The organism is Streptomyces sp. PKA51 (assembly GCF_057552455.1).
The window spans coordinates 143,495-163,601 of record NZ_BAAJPZ010000008.1 but is presented as its reverse complement, the minus strand read 5'-3'; the positions used below and the strand labels follow the sequence as shown (position 1 = coordinate 163,601).

Sequence of the window (20,107 nt, the reverse complement as noted above, 5' to 3'; positions counted from 1 at the left end):
ACCGACATGACCACCGCCCTGCTGGACGTACGCGGCCTGCACGTGGAGTTCCGCACCCGGGACGGGGTGGCCAAGGCCGTCAACGGCGTCGACTGCACCGTCGCGGCCGGCGAGACGCTGGCGGTGCTCGGCGAGTCCGGCTCCGGCAAGTCGGTGACCGCGCAGGCCGTCATGGGCATCCTCGACTCGCCGCCCGGCTTCGTCACCGGCGGGGAGGTCCGCTTCCGCGGCCAGGACCTGCTCACCATGGGCGAGGAGCACCGGCGCCGGATCCGCGGCGCCAAGCTCGCCATGATCTTCCAGGACGCCCTGTCGTCGCTGAACCCCGTCATGACCGTCGGCGCCCAGCTCGCCGAGATGTTCCAGGTGCACGAGGGCATGGCCCGCAAGGACGCCCGCGCCCGGGCGGTGCAGCTGATGGACCGCGTACGCATCCCGGCGGCCGCGCAGCGCGTGAGCGACTATCCGCACCAGTTCTCCGGCGGTATGCGCCAGCGCATCATGATTGCGATGGCGCTGGCGCTGGAGCCGGACCTGATCATCGCGGACGAGCCCACCACGGCGCTCGACGTGACCGTCCAGGCCCAGGTGATGGACCTGCTCGCGGAGCTGCAGCGCGAGTACAACATGGGCCTGATCCTCATCACCCACGACCTCGGCGTCGTCGCCGACGTCGCCGACAAGATCGCGGTGATGTACGCCGGCCGCATCGTCGAGAACGCCCCCGTCCACGACCTGTACGCCGCGCCGGCCCACCCGTACACCCGCGGCCTGCTCGACTCCATCCCCCGCCTCGACCGCAAGGGGAAGGAGCTGTACGCCATCAAGGGGCTGCCGCCGAGCCTGACCGCCATCCCGCCCGGCTGCCCCTTCAACCCCCGCTGCCCCAGGGCCCAGGACATCTGCCGCACCGACCGGCCACCGCTGTACACCGTGGCGCCCGGGCGGTCGAGCGCCTGCCACTTCTGGAAGGAGACGCTGGATGACGGCTGACAGCGAGGCCCTGCTGGAAGTACGGGACCTGGTCAAGCACTACCCGCTGACCCGCGGCATCCTCTTCAACAAACAGGTCGGCGCGGTACGGGCCGTCGACGGCGTCTCCTTCGACCTGCGGCGCGGCGAGACCCTCGGCATCGTGGGCGAGTCCGGCTGCGGCAAGTCCACCGTCGCCAAGCTGCTCGTCCACCTCGAACGCCCGACGTCCGGACGGATCCGCTACAAGGGCGAGGACATCACCCGGCTGTCGGGGCGCGCGCTCAAGGCCGTGCGCCGCAACATCCAGATGGTCTTCCAGGACCCCTACACCTCGCTCAACCCCCGCATGACGGTCGGCGACATCATCGGCGAACCCTTCGAGATCCACCCCGAGGCCGCCCCCAAGGGCAGCCGCCGGCAGAAGGTGCGCGAACTCCTCGACGTCGTCGGCCTCAACCCCGAACACATCAACCGCTACCCGCACCAGTTCTCCGGCGGCCAGCGCCAGCGCATCGGCATCGCCCGCGGCCTGGCCCTGCGCCCCGAGGTCATCGTGGCCGACGAACCCGTCTCGGCCCTCGACGTCTCCGTCCAGGCCCAGGTCGTCAACCTCATGGAACGCCTCCAGCAGACCTTCGACCTCTCGTACGTCTTCATCGCCCACGACCTGTCGGTGGTACGGCACATCTCCGACCGCGTCGGCGTGATGTACCTGGGCCGCTTCGCCGAGCTCGGCACCGACACCCAGATCTACGACCACCCCACCCACCCCTACACCCAGGCCCTCCTCTCGGCCGTCCCCGTCCCCGACCCGTCGGCCCGCGAGCGCCGCGCACGGATCCTGCTCAAGGGCGACATCCCCTCCCCCGCCAACCCCCCGTCCGGCTGCCGCTTCCGCACCCGCTGCTGGAAGGCCCGCGAAAAATGCGCGGAGGTCGTCCCACCCCTGGAGATCCCCCCCTGGCTCCGCGACCCCCCGGGCCCGGCGGCCCACCCCTCGGCGTGCCATTACGCGGAGGAAGGGGGGACGGCCGGACCGTGACACGCCGTGTCAGTGGGATATGGCAATGTGTCACATGCACAGATCTTCGTGAGGCGGGGAACAGGGGACGGGGGCCAGGGGGCTGCCATGACGTCATGGGACATCCGACCGGCAGAAGTGGGCGGCGTACTCAGCAGGACTGCCACAGCGGCCGAGGGCTTGTCGAAGGCGGGCGAGAGCGTGCAGAAGACCCTGCCGAGCGCCGCCACGGCGGCGGGCACCATCAGCGGCATGGTCTGCGGCCCGGTGCCGAACGGCCCGGTCGCGGGGGCGCTCGCGGAGTTCGCCAAGAAGTGGACCGGTGACCTGACCTACATCGCCAAGCGCACCGCCGCCTCGCTGAACGGCGCGGCCGAGGCCACACGCCATTACGTCGAGGGCGACCTCGAAATGGCGTCGAACACCCAGCGCGATGCCCTGAAGGAACCCAAGATAGACATGCCCGGCCAGGGCGGTGGCAAGAAGTGAGCGACGACAAGGAACTCATCGTCCCATCGGGCATACCCCAGTTCACCGGCAACGTCGACACGCTGGCGTCCGATGCCAAGACCCTGGCTTCGGACGCCAAGCTCTTCCGCGACTCGGGGGCGTCCGTCCACTCCACGTTCCAGGGGCTCTCGGCCTGCTACAAGGCACCGGAGGCGGATCGGCTCTTCGCGACGACGGCACCGGTGGCGACGAAATCCAGCGCCTTCGCGAGCGACCTGGAGAAAGTGTCCGGCGCGCTGAGCACGTACGCGACCGAGATACGCCCACTGGCCAAGAAGCTCGGTGACCTCAAGGACGAGGCCGTGGCCTTCGTCCAGAGCGTCGAGGGCGACGACCACTGGCGCCGGGACAAGAAGAAAGTCGAGCACAACAACAACCTGTGGCACAGCGTCAATGCCACGGTTGCTGCCTTCCACGACGCCGAGCGCGCCTGTCACGACAAGATCGTCGCCCTGGTGGGCGGAGAAAGACTCGTCGTGGACGACGGCTCCCACAAGCCGAACATGTACGGCTACAAGGCGAGCGACCTCGACCACGCCGAGCAGACGCCCTGGGGCTCGATGGCGGAACGCGAGTACACCGGCATCGCCTGGCTCGGGCACCAGGTCAAGAGCTTCGTCTGGGACGGCTTCATCGTCGACGGCGTCTGGGGCACGGTCAAGGGCCTCGGCACCCTCGTCGGCACCGACGGCTGGGACAAGGCGGGCGAGGCCTGGACGGGCCTCGGCAAACTGGCCACGGGCGTGGTGATCAGCTGTACGCCGCTGTCCGGCGCCTACTGGGCGGCCCGCGACGACCAGCTGCCCGGCTGGCTGCGCGACTCCCGCACGGCGGTCAAGGAAACCGGCAAGGCCCTCGTCGCCTACGACCAGTGGGGCAAGAATCCCGCCCGCGCGGCCGGCGGCGTCACCTTCAACGTCCTCACCACGGTTTTCACGGGTGGAGCGGGGGCGGCGGCGAAGGGTGGCGCTGTCGCGAAGACCGTCTCGGTGCTGGGCAAGGCGGGCCGGATCGTCGACCCGATGACGTACGTGGGCAAGGCCGGCAAGTTCGCCTTCGTGAAGGTCGGCGACGCGATGTCGGGCCTGAGGAACCTCCGGGTGGGCTCGACGGTCCACCTCGCCGAAGAAACGTTCAAGCTGCCCGGGCAGGGCGCCGCCCTGCCCAAGCGCCCGGCAGGCCTGCCGGAAAGCGCGGCGGCATTCCTCGGTCACGACAACAAGGTCGTCTACCTCGACAAGGAGAGCGGCAAGCTCTTCAACGAACACGGCAAGGAACTCCAGCCCCCGAAGAAGGAGCTCTCGGCCGACCAGCGCGCCGCCGAAGCCGCCGAGCGGCAACGGCAGGCGCAGCCGCAGCACTCCACTGTCTCCGAGCACGAGAGAGTCCCGGTCGCAGCGGGCGTCCACGCGGGTGATGATGCGACGGCGTCGGTGGGACGCGGCGAGGCACATGGCACCCATGCCTCGGCTCACGGAAGCGGTGGGCATGCGCCGGCGGCGAACCACCAGTCGCCTGGCAGCACACCTCATCATTCGCCGAGCGGGAACGACGGCAACGCCGACACGGGCGGGCACAGCGCAAGCCACTCCTCAGGCGCCGGCGCCGACCCGCATGGAACCCCGCACGATCCCCAGTCTCCGGCGTCCCGTCCGGATGGGCACGGCGACCAGGGAGCAGAAGGCAATCCGCCTGATGAACACTTCTTGGACCCACAAGAAGTCGCGGAGCGCATCAAAGAGCTCGACGATCGTCAGGGAGGTGAAGGCCACGCCCCCGGTCGGCACCTGCACCCCGACGATGAAGCACTGAAGAAGCGGCTGGGTGAGACGGTTCTCGACTCCAACAGAAGACCGAAGGTGTACGGGCCCAACTCGGAGTACACCGGACTTCTGAAATCACAGAACAATATCGACCCTCTGACCGGAACCACCGTCGACGGCGTCACGGGTCGAGTTCATCGGGTGGGTGCATTCTCCACCCGATTCAACCACCCGGAAGACATGGTGAGGGCGGATGCCCGATTCAGGGAGTATCTGCAGACTCACGGCACGCCCCCTCCCGACAACGCGTTGCCGATCTCAGATCTCCTCGGGCCCGAGGGCCACCAGCGACTCACCGGGTTCTACAGAGACCCCGCACGTCCCGCCCGGTTCCTACCCGTAGACTTCGAGAACGGCAGCATAAAGGCCATCTATCGTCTTGACGCCAATAACCAGTGGCACCTTCACACCATGTATCCGAACCCCATGCGGGGCAGGCACCCTTAAAGAGATCGAACAATGAACCAAGAACTCCGCACGTTCATCACCGGCTACCTCGACGCGGAACAGGGGTATGACACAAGCGGGTGGCTCCGCAGGACCTTGCACGGATTCAACGCGACATTCACGGAAGCAGTCCGAGAGGGACTCGCCGGCGTAGTGGAATCACGAGAGCTGTCTGTCGAGGACTATGACGGACTCACCGGGATTGAGTTCGAAAGCGAGGAAGCGCTTTACGACTACCTGGGGAAGATGTACGACTACCTCTTCGGAAGCCTGCCCGACCAGCCGCTTCCGCCGGAGTAGCCGAGGCAACCCACACCTGCCGACTAGACGAAGCGCCCTGCGAACAGCCCGGCGCCAGGCGTTCGTTCACCGAAGAAGTCCCATGGGCGAACAAACTCCTTGAGGACGATGATGGATTCCAGAGCGTCCGCTCGAAGGCAGCCGGACGCCTCCCTCTTTCCCACTAGTCAGGAAGCCGCATGAAAGACGTCATAGCCCTCACCCCCAAGATGCCCGACTCCTGGGCCGTCGTGGCCGGGCTCTATGCGGGTGGGCCCGACGTCGAGGCGGCCGGAGTCAATGAGGGGGCCGTCGTGCAGTTGCGGGCGGGAGACGGGCGGCCCTTGGTGTCGGTTGAGGCGCCGTTGCTCGTGCATGTGCCCGGGGAGGCGGAGCGGCTGCTCGGTAACGGGGTCGGGGAGCCGCCGGTGCCGTACTGGTGGACGGAGGTCAGGGCTTCGGCCGCGTTGCCCGAGGCCGTTCCACTGGCCGGATCCGTGGCGGGGCGGCTGATGACGCTGCTCGGTGGGGCGGTGTGGCCTGCCGAGGCCGCGTCAGTCGATGTCGTCCCCGTGCCGTCCGCCTCCGGTGGGGCCGGTGAGATCACTGCCGCCACTGCCGAAGCCGGGCTCGCCGTCGACATCCTCACCGATTCCACTGCGGTCGTCCTCGCCGACCGGCCCGTGGTGGCTCTCAACGCCTGGATGTCGGAGATCCTGCGTACGGTGGCCGCGGCCGGTCTCGCGGCGCAGATCGTCACGCCGCCCCATGTACGCCTCAGCCTGCCCCTCCGTACCGCCCTGGCCGGTGCGCCCAACCGCTGGGTCATCCAAGGCAGCGGAAACCTCTATTACGACGGGCTTTCCGGTGCAGAACTCCGCTGGGAGAACGGCACCTTCACGCCGGCTCTCACAGAGACCGGTGAGCCCACCCTCGCCAAGGCCTTCACCGACACCTTCCCGTCCACCGACCGGCAGTTGATCGTCTCCTTCCGGGTTCTGCACGAGCACGTCACCGACGACCTCGTCCTCGGCCGCGCGCTCGAAACCGCCTGGACCGCGCTCACCGGGACAGCGCCCACGGGTTGGGGCACTGCCGAGCCCATCAATCTTCGCTGGTCGTCGCAGCAGTTGACCGCCCTCGCCCGCGAGCGCTCCCCCGAGCCCACCCATCTCCTCGCCGTCGGCCGGCCCGACCGCCCGGCCCTCGCCGCCCTCCGCGTCAGCCGTACCGAGGGCGGAGTGGCCGAGGATGTCACCCTTACCCTCGGCTACGGCGCGCACGAGGTCCCGCCCCTGGACGCGGTCGAGTCCCTTGCCCGCACACTCGCCGCGGAGCACGGCCTGACGTCCATGCTCGCCTCCCTGCGCCGGGCGCGCCGCGATCTCACCGTGCCGCCGCACTTCGAGGCCCCGCCGATTCCCCTCTCCTTCACCCTGGGCGGCGCCGACGTTCATACGGTCGGCCTCGACCACGCCCTCCGGCCGCCGCTCGATCTCAGGCCCGTACGTCTTGGGCCCGCCGCTGTCCACTACCCGCTCGGTGACGGCACCGATGCCCGGACGTGGACGGTTCTCCAGCGGCTCTCCGATCACCTCAGCGCTCCTCGGTGAGCCCGCGATCATTACTCTCCACCCCATGGGGCTGGACATCACTGTTTTGATCGCCGACTCTTCCTGGCTCGCGGGAGTTCCGCCACGAGAGCGGCTGCCGCGGCTGAGAGACGCCTGGCACGCCGACGAGACGGGCCTGTGGGACCACGACGTGCCGGCGGTCGAGGGCGGTTGGGTGTGGCCGGAAGGACCCGACAGCGCCTTCTTCGGGGTGTACGAGTTCCTCAATACCCTCGGCTCGTTCAAGGCGCACTTCTGGGCCGCGCAGCGGTGGGAATCCTTTCGTGAGCACGTGGAACCTCCGCTGCAGGCGGACGTGGACTCGCTGCTGCTCGGGCTCGTCTGGAGCGGGCTGGACGGCGAGGCGCAGCGCACCGATACGGGCTTCTTCAGCGACGACGGCTATGGCATGCTGCTCGCGCGGTCGGCACAGAGCGTGCGGGAGCTGGCCGCCACCTGGGACCGGGTATGTCCTGACCTCGGCCGGATGCGCGCGGCCTTCACCGAGCATGCCGCCGTGGATCCCGGTGCATGGATCAGCGACTTCGGCGAGTTCGCGGAGTTGTTGACGCAGTGGGGCTACGTCCTGACCGAAGCGGCCCGGCGGGGTTGGTGTGTCGTGGGGTTGAGCGAGTAGCTCGACAGCAGCGGCTCAGGGAGGGTCGAACGGCGCGCAGGGGCCCGCTGCGGAGGAATGAGCACGCCCGTCCGAAATGGGAAACAGGCGCCCCGTAGAATGCCATGGGCATTCGGGCCCCGGCCCCATTCGGCGTCGGAGCGAGGGGCAACGCGCCCGATGCCCGGGATTACTCAGTCACTCTCATTGCGGCAGCCGCACCGACCGGTGCCGGCGCATGCCCGCCCGTCAGGGGAACCACCTCGTCATGTCTCAAGTGATCAGTCCGGTGGCCGGGCATTCCGTGCCTACGCACCGGCGCGCCCAGGCGCGGAAACCGCGCCTGGCCATGCTGGACGGAATGCGGCTCGCCGCGGCTCTGTCGGTCGTGGTCTACCACTACACGGCCATGGGCGATGCATGGTCGGGGCACACCAGGACGATCTTCCCCACCCTCCACAAGGTCTCCCAGTACGGCTGGACCGGGGTCGAGGTCTTCTTCCTGATCAGCGGCTTTGTCATCTGCATGAGCAGCTGGGGACGCTCGGTCGGTGATTTCGTCGTCTCCCGGGCGGCCCGGCTCTATCCGGCTTACTGGGCCGCGGTCCTTCTGTCGGCCGCGGTGATATCCATCTGGCCCGCGATCCAGCACATCGACAACTGGACCCAGGTCGCGCTCAACCTGACCATGGTTCAGCACGGCATCAAGGTGCCCGACGTCGACCTCGTCTACTGGACGTTGTTCACCGAGCTGAAGTTCTACCTGCTCTTCGCACTTCTGGTGGTGACCCGGGGCGTCTCCTACCGGAACTGCGTCGTTTTCTGCTGCCTGTGGACGGTCGCCGGGATCGCCGACTACACCGCTCCGAGCGCGCTCCTCGACATGTGGAGCATGCCGATCTACTCGCCGTATTTCATCGCCGGCATCGCCTTTTATCTGATGTACCGGTTCAAGCCGACCGCAGTGCTCGTCGGGATCGTCCTGGTCTCGTTCCTGCTCGCCGAGAACCAGATCGTCAAGCGTGTCGGGTTCAATCTGATCGAGGAGAACCATCCCATCCCGGTCTGGCCCGCTCAGCTCATCGTTGCGCTGGCCTTCGCCTTCATGGCGCTGCTGGCGCTCGGCGTCTTCGACCGCGTCCAGTGGCGCTGGCTGACCACCGCAGGGGTGCTCACCTACCCGCTGTATCTCCTGCACAACGCCATCGGGTGGACGGTCATCCGCAATCTCCGGCACAAGGTGCCCGCTCTTCCCCTGGTGGTGGGAACGGTCCTGGCCATGATGGTCCTGGCCTATCTCCTGCACCGGCTGGTCGAACGTCCCCTGGCACCGCGGCTGCGGCAATGGCTGCGCAACGGCGTCGACGAGATCAGAAGCCACTCGCGGCCGGGCTCCGCCTGAGACCGACCGCGGCGTCGGAGGATGTCCGGGCGGGGCGGTCAGACCCGCTGGATCGTGACGTGCCTGCCCGGCTCCCCGAGCCGGTCGAGCAGGTGCCGGATGTCGTCCGGGTCGGACGTCACGACAGCGGCTCGCGAACGCACCGCGAGCACGGCCACCGCTCCGTCGGCGGGGTCGGTCGTGCCCGATGCGCCGAGCAGTTCCCCGATCTGCCGGGCCAGTGCCTCGTCCATCCCCGCCACATCGCAGCCTTTCAGGAGCTGCGCCAGCCGGGCCTGCCGTCCCCCGTCCCGCCACACCTGGGCCAGGACGGGAGCGGGAACCAGGGGCACCCCGCCGGCTGTCAGATAGGCCCGGTGCGCACGCCACACCCTCGGATGCGACCTCTCCGCCGCGATCAGCATCCCCGCGTCGTAGACCACGGTCCGCAGTGTGCTCATCCCCGCCCCTCGTCCCCGCCCCTCGTCCCGCCGTCAGGCCGCGTCGTGGTCCGCGTCGGCGTTCGTCCCCCGTGGGGGACGGGCGACAGCGTTCATGAAGTCGTCCACCCAAGCCTGCTCGTCGGGCGTGGGAGGGCCGACCTCCGCCAGGACCTCTTCCGCTGCCGCCAGCCCCGCCTCGATCTTTGCCGCCCTCTCGGCGGCCCGGGAGAGCCAGGCCGAGACGCTGAGTCCTTCGCGGTCGGCAGCCTCTTTGGCAGCGGTCAGGGTCTCACTGGGGATCGTGATGGTGACGCGCTCAAGGCTCATACTCCGGATCATACGAACCGTAGGGCCGAGGGTGTCCCCTCCGGAGCGGCCTTCACCCGAACGGGGAAGGCCCGGAAAAGCCCGTGGGGGCTCCCCCGGCGAACCGGAGGAGCCCCCACGGGGCGAGGTGCGGCGTCACGCCGCGTGCACCACGTCCTTCTCCTCGGCGAAGTGGCAGGCCGATTCGTGGGCCGCCGGGGTGGTCTTGCCGGCGAAGACCTCGGGGACGGCCAGGAGGGGGATCTCCTCGGCGCACTTGTCCTGGGCCTTCCAGCAGCGGGTGCGGAAGCGGCAGCCCGACGGGGGGTTGGCCGGGGACGGGACGTCGCCGGTGAGGATGATGCGTTCGCGGCGCTCGCGGGCCTCGGGGTCCGGGACGGGGACGGCCGAGAGGAGGGCCTGGGTGTAGGGGTGGGTGGGGTGGTCGTAGATCTGCACGTCGGTGCCGATCTCGGCCATCTTGCCCAGGTACATCACGCCGACGCGGTCGGAGATGTGCCGCACGATGGACAGGTCGTGGGCGATGAAGACGTAGGAGAGGTTGAACTCGTCCTGCAGTCGCTCCATCAGGTTGACGACCTGCGCCTGCACCGAGACGTCCAGCGCCGAGACGGGCTCGTCGCAGATGATGATCTCGGGGTTGAGGGCCAGGCCGCGGGCGATGCCGATGCGCTGGCGCTGGCCGCCCGAGAACTGGTGCGGGTAGCGGTTGATGTACTCGGGATTGAGGCCGACGACGTCCAGGAGCTCCTGGACCCGCTTGCGGCGGTCGCCCTTGGGGGCGGCCTCCGGGTGGATCTCGAAGGGCTCGCCGATGATGTCGCCGACCGTCATGCGCGGGTTCAGCGAGGTGTAGGGGTCCTGGAAGACCATCTGGATGTTGCGGCGCACGGCCTTGAGCGCGCGCCCCGACAGCTTGGTGATGTCCTGGCCCTTGTAGAAGACCTCGCCGGAGGTGGCGGTCTCCAGGGTCATCAGCAGCTTGGCGACGGTGGACTTGCCGCAGCCGGACTCGCCCACGATGCCGAGCGTCTCGCCCTGGTACAGGTCGAAGGAGACGCCGTCGACGGCCTTGACCGCGCCGACCTGCTTCTTGAAGAGGATGCCCTGGGTCAGCGGGAAGTGCTTGACCAGGTTGCGCACCTGCAGGATCGGCTCGCCGCGCTCCACGGGCGCGTCGAGGACGGCCTCGACCTCCTGGGTCGTGGAGGCGTCGCTGACGTGCACCTCGGAGACGTTGGGCGTCGCGGCCTCGTCCTTCTTGCCGGTCTCAGCCATGGATCGTCTCCTTCCAGAAGTGGCACGCGCTGCCACGGCCGGGCATCTCGGTGCCGTCCTGCTCCGCCACCGGCTGCAGCACGGGGACGTCGGTGGTGCAGATGTCCTGCGCCTTGGGGCAGCGGGGGTTGAACGCGCAGCCGGTGGGGATGCGCAGCAGGTTGGGCGGCAGGCCCTTGATCGCGTAGAGCTCCTGGCCCTTCTGGTCCAGCCGCGGGATGGAGTCGAGCAGACCGCGGGTGTACGGGTGGGCCGGGCGCTTGTAGAGCTCGTGGACCGGGGCGTTCTCGACGATGCGGCCGGCGTACATCACCGCGATCTTGTCGGCGACGTCGGCGACGACGCCGAGGTCGTGGGTGATGAGGATCAGACCCATGTTGTACTCGCGCTGCAGCTCCGCGAGCAGGTCCATCACCTGGGCCTGGACGGTCACATCCAGCGCCGTGGTGGGCTCGTCCGCGATGATCAGGTCCGGCTCCAGCGCCAGCGCCATCGCAATCATGATGCGCTGACGCATACCGCCGGAGAACTGGTGCGGATAGTCGCTCACGCGCTGCGCGGCCGCCGGGATGCGCACCCGGTCCATCAGCTCGATGGCCTTGGCCTTGGCGTCCTTCTTGGACATGCCCTGGTGGACGCGGAACATCTCGCCGAGCTGGTAGCCGACGCTGAGCACGGGGTTCAGCGACGACAGCGCGTCCTGGAAGATCATGGCGATCTTCCGGCCGCGGATCTTGCGGCGCTCGTCGGCGGACATGGTGAGCATGTCCTGGCCGCGGTAGAGGATCTGGCCCTGCGGGATCCGGCCGGGCGGCATGTCGAGGATGCCCATGATGGCCTGGGCCGTCACGGACTTGCCGGAGCCGGACTCGCCGAGCACGGCCAGCGTCTCGCCGGAGTCGACGGTGTAGTTGACGCCGTTGACGGCCTTGGCCACGCCCTCGCGGGTGTGGAACTCGACGTGCAGGTCGCGCACTTCGAGCAGTGGCGCGCCGTCGGTCTTCTCGGTAACGGTGGTCACGTACGCCTCCCTCAGCGCAGCTTGGGGTCGAGGGCGTCGCGCACCGCGTCGCCGAGCATGATGAACGCGAGAACGGTGATGCAGAGCATGCCGGCGGGGAAGAACATCACGTGCGGGTTGTCCCGGATGGAGTCCTTGGCGTCCGAGATGTCGATGCCCCACGAGATGGTGGGCTCGGCGAGGCCGAGACCGAGGTAGGACAGCGTGGCCTCGGCCGCGATGTAGCCGCCGAGCGCGATGGTGGCGACGACGATGACGGGCGCGATGGCGTTCGGCAGGATGTGCCGGAACATGATGCGCCCGGTGCCGGCGCCGAGCGCCCGCGCTGCCGTCACGTAGTCGGCCTGCTTGGTGGTGATCACCGAGCCGCGCATCACGCGGGCGATCTGGGTCCAGCCCAGGAACGCCATGGCGGCCGCCACGACCCACACCTTGCGGTCGGTGAAGCTCACCAGGATGACCATCGACCCCAGGAAGAAGGGGATACCGAAGAAGATGTCGGTGACGCGGGAGAGCAGCGAGTCGATCCAGCCGCCGTAGTAGCCGGCGAGCATGCCGACCAGGCCGCCCACCAGGGTGACGGCGAGGGTGACGAGCACGCCGACGGTGATGGAGGCGCGGGCGCCGTAGACGACACGCGCGTAGATGCTGCGGCCCTGCTTGTCGTAGCCGAACCAGTCGGCCGAGAAGACGTCGCCGTACGAGGGCTTGGTCAGGAAGTGGTGCGTCAGGTCGCCGTTGCGCGGGTTCGTGCTGGTGAACAGCTGCGGGAAGAGCGCCATGACCAGCAGGAAGACGATCAGCAGCGCCGATATGACGAAGAGCGGGTTGCGCCGCAGGTCGCGCCAGGCGTCGCTCCACAGGCTGCGCGGCTTGCCGGCGGCGGGTGCCGCCACGACCGCCGCCTCGCCGGCCGCCGCCGCGGTCTCGACCGCGTCGGTGTCAGGGGTCTTGGTCACGTCAGGCATACCGGATCCTCGGGTCCAGGACCGCGTAGAGCAGGTCGACGATCAGGCTGGTGAGCAGGAAGACGAGGACCAGCACGGTCACGATGCCGACGGTGGTGACGCCCTCGCCCTGGTTGACAGCCCGGTAGAGCTGCATGCCGACGCCCTGCACGTTGAAGATGCCCTCGGTCACGATGGCGCCGCCCATCAGGGCGCCGATGTCGGTGCCCAGGAAGGTGACGACCGGGATGAGCGAGTTGCGCAGCAGGTGCACACCGACGATGCGGCGCCGCGGCAGGCCCTTGGCGAGCGCGGTGCGCATGTAGTCGGAGCGCAGGTTCTCGCTGATGGTGGTGCGCGTAAGGCGCGCGACGTACGCCAGCGAGAGCGAGCCGAGCACGGCGCCCGGCAGGATCAGCTGGGTGAAGTCCTCGGAGTCCTTGACGTTGGGCGTCACCCAGCCCAGTTCGACGCCGAAGACCGTCTGGAAGATGTAGCCGAGGACGAAGACCGGCACCGAGATCACCAGCAGGGTGAAGATCAGGACGATGGTGTCCAGGGCGCGCCCGGCCTTCAGACCGGCGAGGACGCCGAGGGTGATGCCGAGGACGACCTCGATGACGAACGCGACGATCGCCAGCCGGATGGTGACGGGGAACGCCTCGCTCATCACGTCGGAGACCTCGCGGCCGCCGAAGGTCTTGCCGAAGTCGCCCTGGAACAGCTTGCCCATGTAATCGAGGTATTGCTGCCACAGGGGCTTGTCGAGCCCGAAGTCATGGCGAAGCTGCGCGACCTGGGCGGGGTCGGGCACCTTGTCGCCCCACAGCGCCGCGATCGGGTCGCCGGGGAGCCAGTGCACCATGAGGAAAATCAATAGCGTGGTCCCGATGAACACCGGGATCATCTGGAGCAGTCGCCGCGCGACGTAGCGCCCCATCATGCCTCCATGTCAGTCGCAGCCCACGGCGCCGGGCGGCCGATGCCCCTGTGGTGTGGGGGGATTGACCGGCTTTCAGCGAGTGCCGCCCGGCGTCGGCGGGTGCGCCGGTGCCGCCGACGAATGCGGCGGCACCGGCTTTACGGTTGGTGTCGGGGGGAGCTACTTCTGCTTGACCTGGATCTCGCTCAGCAGCGGCTCGCCGTCCTGACCGTACTTGATCTTGCCGAAGATCTTGGTGGACTGACCGGAGTTGATCGCGTAGTACCACAGCGGGATGGAAGGCATCTTCTTCTGCAGGACCTTCTCCGCGTCCTGGTACAGCTTCACCGACTCGTCGAGGGAGTTGACGTTGTCGGCCTTGGCGACCATGTCGTCGAACTCCTTGTTCTCGTAACCGCCCTGGTTGCCGTCGGCCTTGGAACCGAACAGGTCACGCAGGAAGTTGGAGTTGACGGGGTAGTCCAGGTTCCAACCGGACCGGTAGAGCGACTTGACCTGCTTCTTCTCGCGGGTGTCGAGGTCCGCCTTGAAGTTGGGCTTGGAGTCGCCCACGCAGTCGACGCCGGTGTTGGTGCGGATGCTGTTGCAGACCGCGTCGACCCACGGCTTGTGGTTCAGGTCGGCGTTGTACTGGATGGAGATCTTGTTGCCCGGGACGCCGCCGCCCTCCTTGATGAGCTGCTTGGCCTTCTCCGGGTTGAAGGTGCAGGCCTCGCCGCAGGAGTTGGCCTGGTAGCCGAGCACGCCCTTGGCGACCCAGCTGTTGGCCGGGACACGGGTGCCGTGGAGGGTGGTCTTGGTGATGGTGTCGCGGTCGATCGCCATCGACAGGCCCTGGATGACCTTGTTGTCGACGTTCTTCCACTGGTCGGAGTAGTACGCGATCGCAACGGTCTGGACCGCGGAGAACTCGACGGTGGCCGCACGGTCGCCGAGGTCCTGCTTGTAGGTGGTCAGCGACGTGTCGGGGATCTGCTCGACCCAGTCGAGGTTGTCCGAGCGCAGGTCGTTGTAGGCGGCGTCGGCGGTGGTGTAGTTCTTGAAGGTGATGCCGCCGTTCTTGGCCTTGTCCGGACCGGAGTAGCCGTCGAACCGCTTCACGACGATCTTGTCGTTGTGGTTCCAGGAGACGAACTGGTACGGGCCGTTGCCGACCGGGTGCTCACCGAAGCCCTTGGGGTCCTTGAAGAACGCCTTCGGCAGCGGGGCCCACACGATGTAGCCCAGCTTGTAGTTGAAGTACGGGACCTTGTTCTTCAGGGAGATGGTGAACTCGTTGTCGTTCACCACCTTCAGACCGGACATCGTGTCGGACTTCGGGTCACCCTTCTCCGGGTGGACGTCGTCGAAGCCCTCGATGTCGCTGAACCAGTTCGAGTTGATCTGGTTGTTCTTGGTGTTGGCCGACCAGTTCCAGGAGTCCACGTAGGACTGCGCGGTGACCGTCTCGCCGTTGTGGAACTTCCAGCCCGGCTTGAGCTTGACCGTCCAGTGCTGGGCGTCGGTGGAGGTGACCGACTCGGCGTTGACGTTGATGATCTTGCCGGTGCCCGGTTCGTACGTCACCAGGCCCGAGAACAGGGTCTTGAGGACCCGGTGGCCCTGCGTCTCCTTGGCGTTCGCCGGCTGCAGCGCGTTCTGCGGCTCGCTGGTGTGAACGGTGATCGTGCCGTTCGGGTCCGGCTTGCCGGCGTTCACATCGCTGCCGCTGTCCTTGTCACCGCCGCAAGCCGTTGCAGCCAGCGCCACCACTATGGCGGTCGCGACCCACTTGGCGCTCCTGGCACCGCGCATGGGTATGCCTCCTCAAGAGTCCACTTTTCTTTACGAGTGAGGCGCCGGTCCCAGCTGACACCCCTGACAGCACGACGGAACCGGCACCTCGAGTGTGCTCGTGAGTCGGCGCTCCCCACAGCGCGTGACCCATTGACCCGAGCTCAGTGAACCCAACTATTAAGTACAGCCGCCCTTTAAACCACTCTTACTGGGTCTCGCTTTGGTCACATCGATCATCGCGACCTGTTCGAAATCCGGACAAAGCCAGCACAGACAGACACCTACGAAACGGACTGTTAACGCGGCAAGCGGAGCGAGTTGCCCGACTTCCGGCCGCCTCCCGGCCGCTTCCGGACACCCCCCGTCCGGCTTCCGGACATGCCGACGGCCCGGCACCCCGCGGGAAGCGGGATGCCGGGCCGTCGTACGGAAGAGGGGCTGCCCTTAGCCGTGCTTGGCGCGGGACGCGGTGCGGCCGCGCTCCTTCTGGTCCAGGACGACCTTGCGGATGCGAACCGCCTCCGGGGTCACCTCGACGCACTCGTCGTCGCGGCAGAACTCCAGCGACTGCTCCAGCGACAGCTTGCGCGGCGGGACGATCGCCTCGAAGGAGTCGGCGGAGGAGGAGCGCATGTTGGTGAGCTTCTTCTCCTTGGTGATGTTGACGTCCATGTCGTCGGAACGCGAGTTCTCGCCGACGATCATGCCCTCGTACACCTCGGTGCCCGGGTCGACGAAGAGCACGCCGCGCTCCTGCAGGTTGGTCATCGCGAACGCGGTGACCGCACCGGCGCGGTCGGCGACCAGGGAGCCGTTGTTACGGGTCTGCAGGGTGCCGAACCACGGCTCGTGGCCCTCGTGGATCGAGTGGGCGATACCCGTACCGCGGGTGTTCGTCAGGAACTCCGTACGGAAGCCGATCAGACCACGGGACGGAACGACGAACTCCATGCGCACCCAGCCGGAGCCGTGGTTGGACATGTTGTCCATCCGGCCCTTGCGGACGCCCATCAGCTGGGTGACGGCACCCATGTGCTCCTCGGGCACGTCGATCGTCATGCGCTCGACGGGCTCGTAGGTCTTGCCGTCGACCTCCTTGGTGACGACCTGCGGCTTGCCGATGGTCATCTCGAAGCCCTCGCGGCGCATCTGCTCGACCAGGATGGCCAGCGCCAGCTCACCGCGGCCCTGCACCTCCCAGGCGTCGGGGCGCTCGGTGTCCAGCACGCGCAGCGAGACGTTACCGATCAGCTCGCGGTCCAGACGGTCCTTGACCTGGCGGGCGGTGACCTTGCGGTCCTTGACCGCGGACTTGGCGTCCGCGCCCTTGCCCGTGCCACCGCGGCCGACCAGCGGCGAGGTGTTCGTACCGATGGTCATGGAGATCGCCGGCTCGTCGACCGTGATCAGCGGCAGCGCGACCGGGTTCTCCGGGTCGGCCAGCGTCTCACCGATCATGATGTCCGGGATGCCCGCGACGGCGCAGATGTCGCCCGGGCCCGCCTTCTCGGCCGGCTTGCGGGTGAGCGCCTCGGTCATCATCAGCTCGGAGATGCGGACGTTCGAGATCGAGCCGTCGCGCTTGATCCAGGCCACGGTCTGGCCCTTGCGCAGCTCGCCCTGCTCGACGCGCAGCAGCGCGATACGGCCGAGGAAGTTGTCGGCGTCGAGGTTGGTGACGTGCGCCTGCAGCGGCGCGTCCTCCTCGTACGTCGGAGCCGGGATGTGCTCCAGGATCGTCGAGAAGAACGGCTCCAGGTTGGTGGAGTCCGCCGGAACCGTGCCGTCCTCCGGCTTGGTCAGCGAGGCGATGCCGTCACGGCCGCAGGCGTAGACGATCGGGAACTCGATCTGGTCCTCGTCGGCGTCCAGGTCCAGGAACAGGTCGTAGGTCTCGTTGACGACCTCGTCGATGCGCGAGTCCGGGCGGTCGGTCTTGTTGATGCACAGGATGACCGGCATCCGGGCCTGCAGGGCCTTGCGGAGCACGAAGCGGGTCTGCGGCAGCGGACCCTCGGAGGCGTCCACGAGCAGCACGACGCCGTCCACCATCGACAGACCGCGCTCGACCTCGCCACCGAAGTCGGCGTGGCCCGGGGTGTCGATGATGTTGATCGTGATCGGGTCCCCGCCGTCCTTGGGGTGATACTTCACCGCCGTGTTCTTGGCGAGGATCGTGATGCCCTTCTCACGCTCCAGGTCGTTCGAGTCCATGACCCGGTCGTCGACGGAGTCGAGCTGGTGGGCGGCGAAGGCACCGGCCTGCTTGAGCATGGCGTCGACGATGGTCGTCTTGCCGTGGTCGACGTGGGCGACGATGGCGACATTACGGATGTCGTGGCGCGTGGGCATACGTGGGGCGCTTCTCCCGGGTAGGTGACGGCTCGCGCGCGGAGTCTGCACGCGGCCCTGCCGGGCGACACGCCACGGCCTCACCCCATGGTACGGGGCGCTGCCGCGTACGGCGCCCCGGGATCACCTCTACCCGCTGTGACCTGCGGTTTCCTCCCCCACCCCGCCCCTTCCCGAAACCGGGGCTCCGCCCCGGACCCCGGACCGGGCCCCGTAAGGGGCGCGGGGAACTGCGCGATCGGCCACCGGCGGCCCGCAGCCGACATACCCACGGCTCTCCGTCTGCAGGCCGTCGTGGCTTGTCGCGCAGTTCCCCGCGCCCCTTACGGGGCGCCCCTATGGGGCGCCTAGGCGCCCCCTCGTGGTGGGGCCGCCGAAGGTGGGTGGGTGGAGGGTCGGCAGGACGATGCCGCCGCGCAGGGCGCCGGCCAGGGCCCGGGCCCGTTGCGTCGTCGCCGGCTCGTACGACGCGTCGTACACGAGCACGTCGTCCTCGGCCAGCGCCCGCGCCTGGCGGGCCAGCGCCTCGGCCCGCGCCGCCGCGCCGGGGAGCGCCAGGAGGCGCCGGGCCTCGGCGAGCCGGGTGCGGGCGCGCACGCCGACGGCGCCCCGGTGCGTGGCGAGGTGGTCGCGCGCGGCGGCGACCTGGGCGCGGGCGGCGAGCAGGGCGCGGGCCGGTCCGCCGGGCAGGGCGGCGGTGCCGTCGAGGAGGCGCAGGACTTCGCGCGGGTCGCAGGTGGGTTCCTTGGCCATGGCCCGCCGGGCCTCCTCGACGGCGGCCGCGGCGCGGGGGCAGGCGGCGGCTTCGGTGAGGGCGTCGCGCAGGCGTGCGGGGGCGGCGGTCAGTTCGTGGGTGTGGCGTATGACGGCGGTGGTGAGGGTGCGGGCCTGGTGGAGGGCGGCTTCGGCGGCGCGCAGGGAGAGGGCGGCGTGGTCGGTGTCGTGGACGAGGAGGGCGGTGCGGGCCTCGGCGAGGGCGGTGTCGGCGAAGGCGAGCCGGTCGCGGGCCTGCTCGGGGTGGGGGGCGACGGGGGTGAGGGCGGTGGAGGCGGTGCGGCAGCGGGCGAGGGCGGTGAGGGCGGCGTCGGCGGCGTCGAGGCGCAGGGCGAGGGAGCGGGCGGCGGTTTCGGCGAGGTCGAGGACGTCGGCGGCGTTGGTGCGCAGGTCGCGCAGCCGGTCGAAGGCGGCGGACTCGGCGTCGAGGCGCCGGTTGGCGCTGGTGCAGCGGGAGCAGATCTCGTCGAGGCGGTGGCGGCGGGCGTCCTCGTCGGTGGGGGGTGTGCGGTCGAGTTCGTGGCGGAGCCGGAAGGCGGCGGCGAGCTCGGCGCGGGCGTAGGCGACGGCTTCGGCGAAGGGCCGGGTGGCGGTGCGGCCGAGCTGGGCGGTGGCGAAGAGGAGTTCCTCGGCGCTGGTGTGCACGGCGTCGTCGGTGGCGACGAGGGCGTGGGCGGCCTCGGCGTCGAGCTCGGGCAGGGGGGTCAGGGGTTGTGCCATGCGGGCGAGGCCGGGTTCGGTGCCGGTGGTGACGGTGACGCCGGCGGTGGCGAGGTCGGCGGGGGCTCCGTCGGGGCACAGGCCGCCTTCCCGGACGGCGGCGCGGCGCAGCCGGGCGAGGCGGGTGCGGCGGGAGCGGCGGGAGCACAGGTGGAGGCCGGTGAGGACGAGGGCGGCGCCGACGGCGATGGGGAGCCAGACGGAGCGTTCGCCGGGGAGCAGTCCGTCGCTGCCGGGGTCCTTGCTGCCGGGGCGCAGGGCGGGGGTGCGGACGGGCTGGCCGCGCAGGACGGCGCGGTAGCCGTCGGCGGCGCCGACGGCGGCGCCGGCCCAGTCGTGTTCCTTCAGGGCGGGTTCGACGGCGGTGGCGGCGACGCGTTTGAGCTGGTCGGGGCGGAAGCCGGAGTCCTTGTCGGCGGAGACGGCGTACTGGCCGCCGTGGGTGGCGATGGCGAGGAGGACGTCGTGGGGGCCGAAGCCGTTGCGGTCGGCGGTGGCGTCGGCCCAGGCCTGGGCGGCGCGGCCGGAGAAGTCGTGGACGTAGGTGACGTAGAGCTGGACGTGCTGGGTGGCGTGGAGGGTTTCGAGGGCGGCCTCGACCTGGCCGCGCCGGTGGCCGAGGGCGCCGACGGTGTCGGTGATGTGGCCGGGGGCGTCGAGGTCGAGGGGGGCGTCGGCGCGGGAGGCGGGTGCGGCGGGCAGCAGCAGGGCGCAGAGCGCGAGGAGGGCGCCGACCATGGCCCAGCCAGGCGCCCTCGGCCCGTACCCCCACGAAAGCCGCGTCACATTTTGGAGCGTATGACCGGATTGGCCGATCCGCTACCCGGAGCATGCCACCCAATGCGGAGCGTAGTCGCACGC

The 20,107-nt window shown here is 69.0% G+C and carries 17 protein-coding genes; 8 read left to right on the top strand and 9 right to left on the bottom strand.

Features of this window, described 5'->3' with window-relative positions:
* Positions 1 to 6: 6 nt before the first annotated feature.
* The 8 genes from AC27L3_RS15155 (at position 7) to AC27L3_RS15120 (ending at position 8,686) form a co-directional block, all read left to right on the top strand.
* Positions 7 to 993: an ABC transporter ATP-binding protein gene (locus tag AC27L3_RS15155; RefSeq protein ID WP_487234622.1), complete on the top strand. Its 987-nt coding sequence runs from the start codon at positions 7 to 9 to the stop codon at positions 991 to 993.
* Positions 983 to 2,017 (top strand): ABC transporter ATP-binding protein, encoded by a 1,035-nt coding sequence (locus tag AC27L3_RS15150; protein WP_487234535.1) that lies wholly within the window; start codon positions 983 to 985, stop codon positions 2,015 to 2,017. The genes AC27L3_RS15155 and AC27L3_RS15150 overlap by 11 nt, the downstream gene beginning before the upstream one ends.
* A gap of 87 nt (positions 2,018 to 2,104) precedes the next feature.
* Positions 2,105 to 2,485, top strand: a complete 381-nt coding sequence (locus tag AC27L3_RS15145) for a DUF6507 family protein (protein WP_487234534.1) — start codon at positions 2,105 to 2,107, stop codon at positions 2,483 to 2,485.
* Entirely contained in the window at positions 2,482 to 4,776 is a 2,295-nt protein-coding gene (locus AC27L3_RS15140) for a hypothetical protein (protein WP_487234533.1), read from the top strand. Before AC27L3_RS15145 ends, AC27L3_RS15140 begins: the two co-directional genes overlap by 4 nt.
* A gap of 12 nt (positions 4,777 to 4,788) precedes the next feature.
* A complete protein-coding gene (locus AC27L3_RS15135; RefSeq protein ID WP_487234532.1) occupies positions 4,789 to 5,076 on the top strand; it encodes a hypothetical protein in 288 nt (95 codons plus the stop codon).
* A 179-nt stretch (positions 5,077 to 5,255) separates the two neighbouring features.
* Entirely contained in the window at positions 5,256 to 6,668 is a 1,413-nt protein-coding gene (locus tag AC27L3_RS15130) for a DUF6177 family protein (protein ID WP_487234531.1), read from the top strand.
* Between the two features lie 25 nt (positions 6,669 to 6,693).
* Entirely contained in the window at positions 6,694 to 7,305 is a 612-nt protein-coding gene (locus AC27L3_RS15125; protein ID WP_487234530.1) for a hypothetical protein, read from the top strand.
* Between the two features lie 328 nt (positions 7,306 to 7,633).
* Positions 7,634 to 8,686 (top strand): acyltransferase family protein, encoded by a 1,053-nt coding sequence (locus AC27L3_RS15120; protein WP_487234529.1) that lies wholly within the window; start codon positions 7,634 to 7,636, stop codon positions 8,684 to 8,686.
* 38 nt (positions 8,687 to 8,724) lie between these two features.
* Here the strand turns inward: AC27L3_RS15120 and AC27L3_RS15115 are convergent, their stop codons facing one another.
* From AC27L3_RS15115 to AC27L3_RS15075, 9 genes are all read right to left on the bottom strand, one after another.
* Positions 8,725 to 9,126 carry a PIN domain-containing protein gene (locus tag AC27L3_RS15115; protein ID WP_487234528.1) on the bottom strand — a complete coding sequence of 134 codons (402 nt, stop codon included), beginning with the start codon at positions 9,124 to 9,126 and terminating at the stop codon, positions 8,725 to 8,727.
* Between the two features lie 33 nt (positions 9,127 to 9,159).
* Entirely contained in the window at positions 9,160 to 9,435 is a 276-nt protein-coding gene (locus tag AC27L3_RS15110; protein WP_487234527.1) for a hypothetical protein, read from the bottom strand.
* 135 nt (positions 9,436 to 9,570) lie between these two features.
* Positions 9,571 to 10,713, bottom strand: coding sequence for an ABC transporter ATP-binding protein (locus tag AC27L3_RS15105; protein ID WP_487234526.1), 1,143 nt, complete (start codon positions 10,711 to 10,713; stop codon positions 9,571 to 9,573).
* Positions 10,706 to 11,734 carry an ABC transporter ATP-binding protein gene (locus tag AC27L3_RS15100; protein WP_487234525.1) on the bottom strand — a complete coding sequence of 343 codons (1,029 nt, stop codon included), beginning with the start codon at positions 11,732 to 11,734 and terminating at the stop codon, positions 10,706 to 10,708. Before AC27L3_RS15100 ends, AC27L3_RS15105 begins: the two co-directional genes overlap by 8 nt.
* A gap of 11 nt (positions 11,735 to 11,745) precedes the next feature.
* Positions 11,746 to 12,702, bottom strand: coding sequence for an ABC transporter permease (locus tag AC27L3_RS15095; RefSeq protein WP_487234524.1), 957 nt, complete (start codon positions 12,700 to 12,702; stop codon positions 11,746 to 11,748).
* On the bottom strand, positions 12,695 to 13,621 hold the full coding sequence (locus tag AC27L3_RS15090) for an ABC transporter permease (RefSeq protein WP_487234523.1): 927 nt from the start codon (positions 13,619 to 13,621) through the stop codon (positions 12,695 to 12,697). The genes AC27L3_RS15095 and AC27L3_RS15090 overlap by 8 nt, the downstream gene beginning before the upstream one ends.
* A gap of 162 nt (positions 13,622 to 13,783) precedes the next feature.
* On the bottom strand, positions 13,784 to 15,418 hold the full coding sequence (locus AC27L3_RS15085; protein ID WP_487234522.1) for a peptide ABC transporter substrate-binding protein: 1,635 nt from the start codon (positions 15,416 to 15,418) through the stop codon (positions 13,784 to 13,786).
* Positions 15,419 to 15,844: 426 nt separating this feature from the next.
* Complete coding sequence (typA, locus tag AC27L3_RS15080; RefSeq protein ID WP_365970251.1) at positions 15,845 to 17,752, bottom strand: translational GTPase TypA; 1,908 nt, start codon at positions 17,750 to 17,752, stop codon at positions 15,845 to 15,847.
* Between the two features lie 336 nt (positions 17,753 to 18,088).
* Positions 18,089 to 20,032, bottom strand: a complete 1,944-nt coding sequence (locus tag AC27L3_RS15075) for a TPM domain-containing protein (protein ID WP_487234521.1) — start codon at positions 20,030 to 20,032, stop codon at positions 18,089 to 18,091.
* Positions 20,033 to 20,107 lie beyond the last annotated feature (75 nt).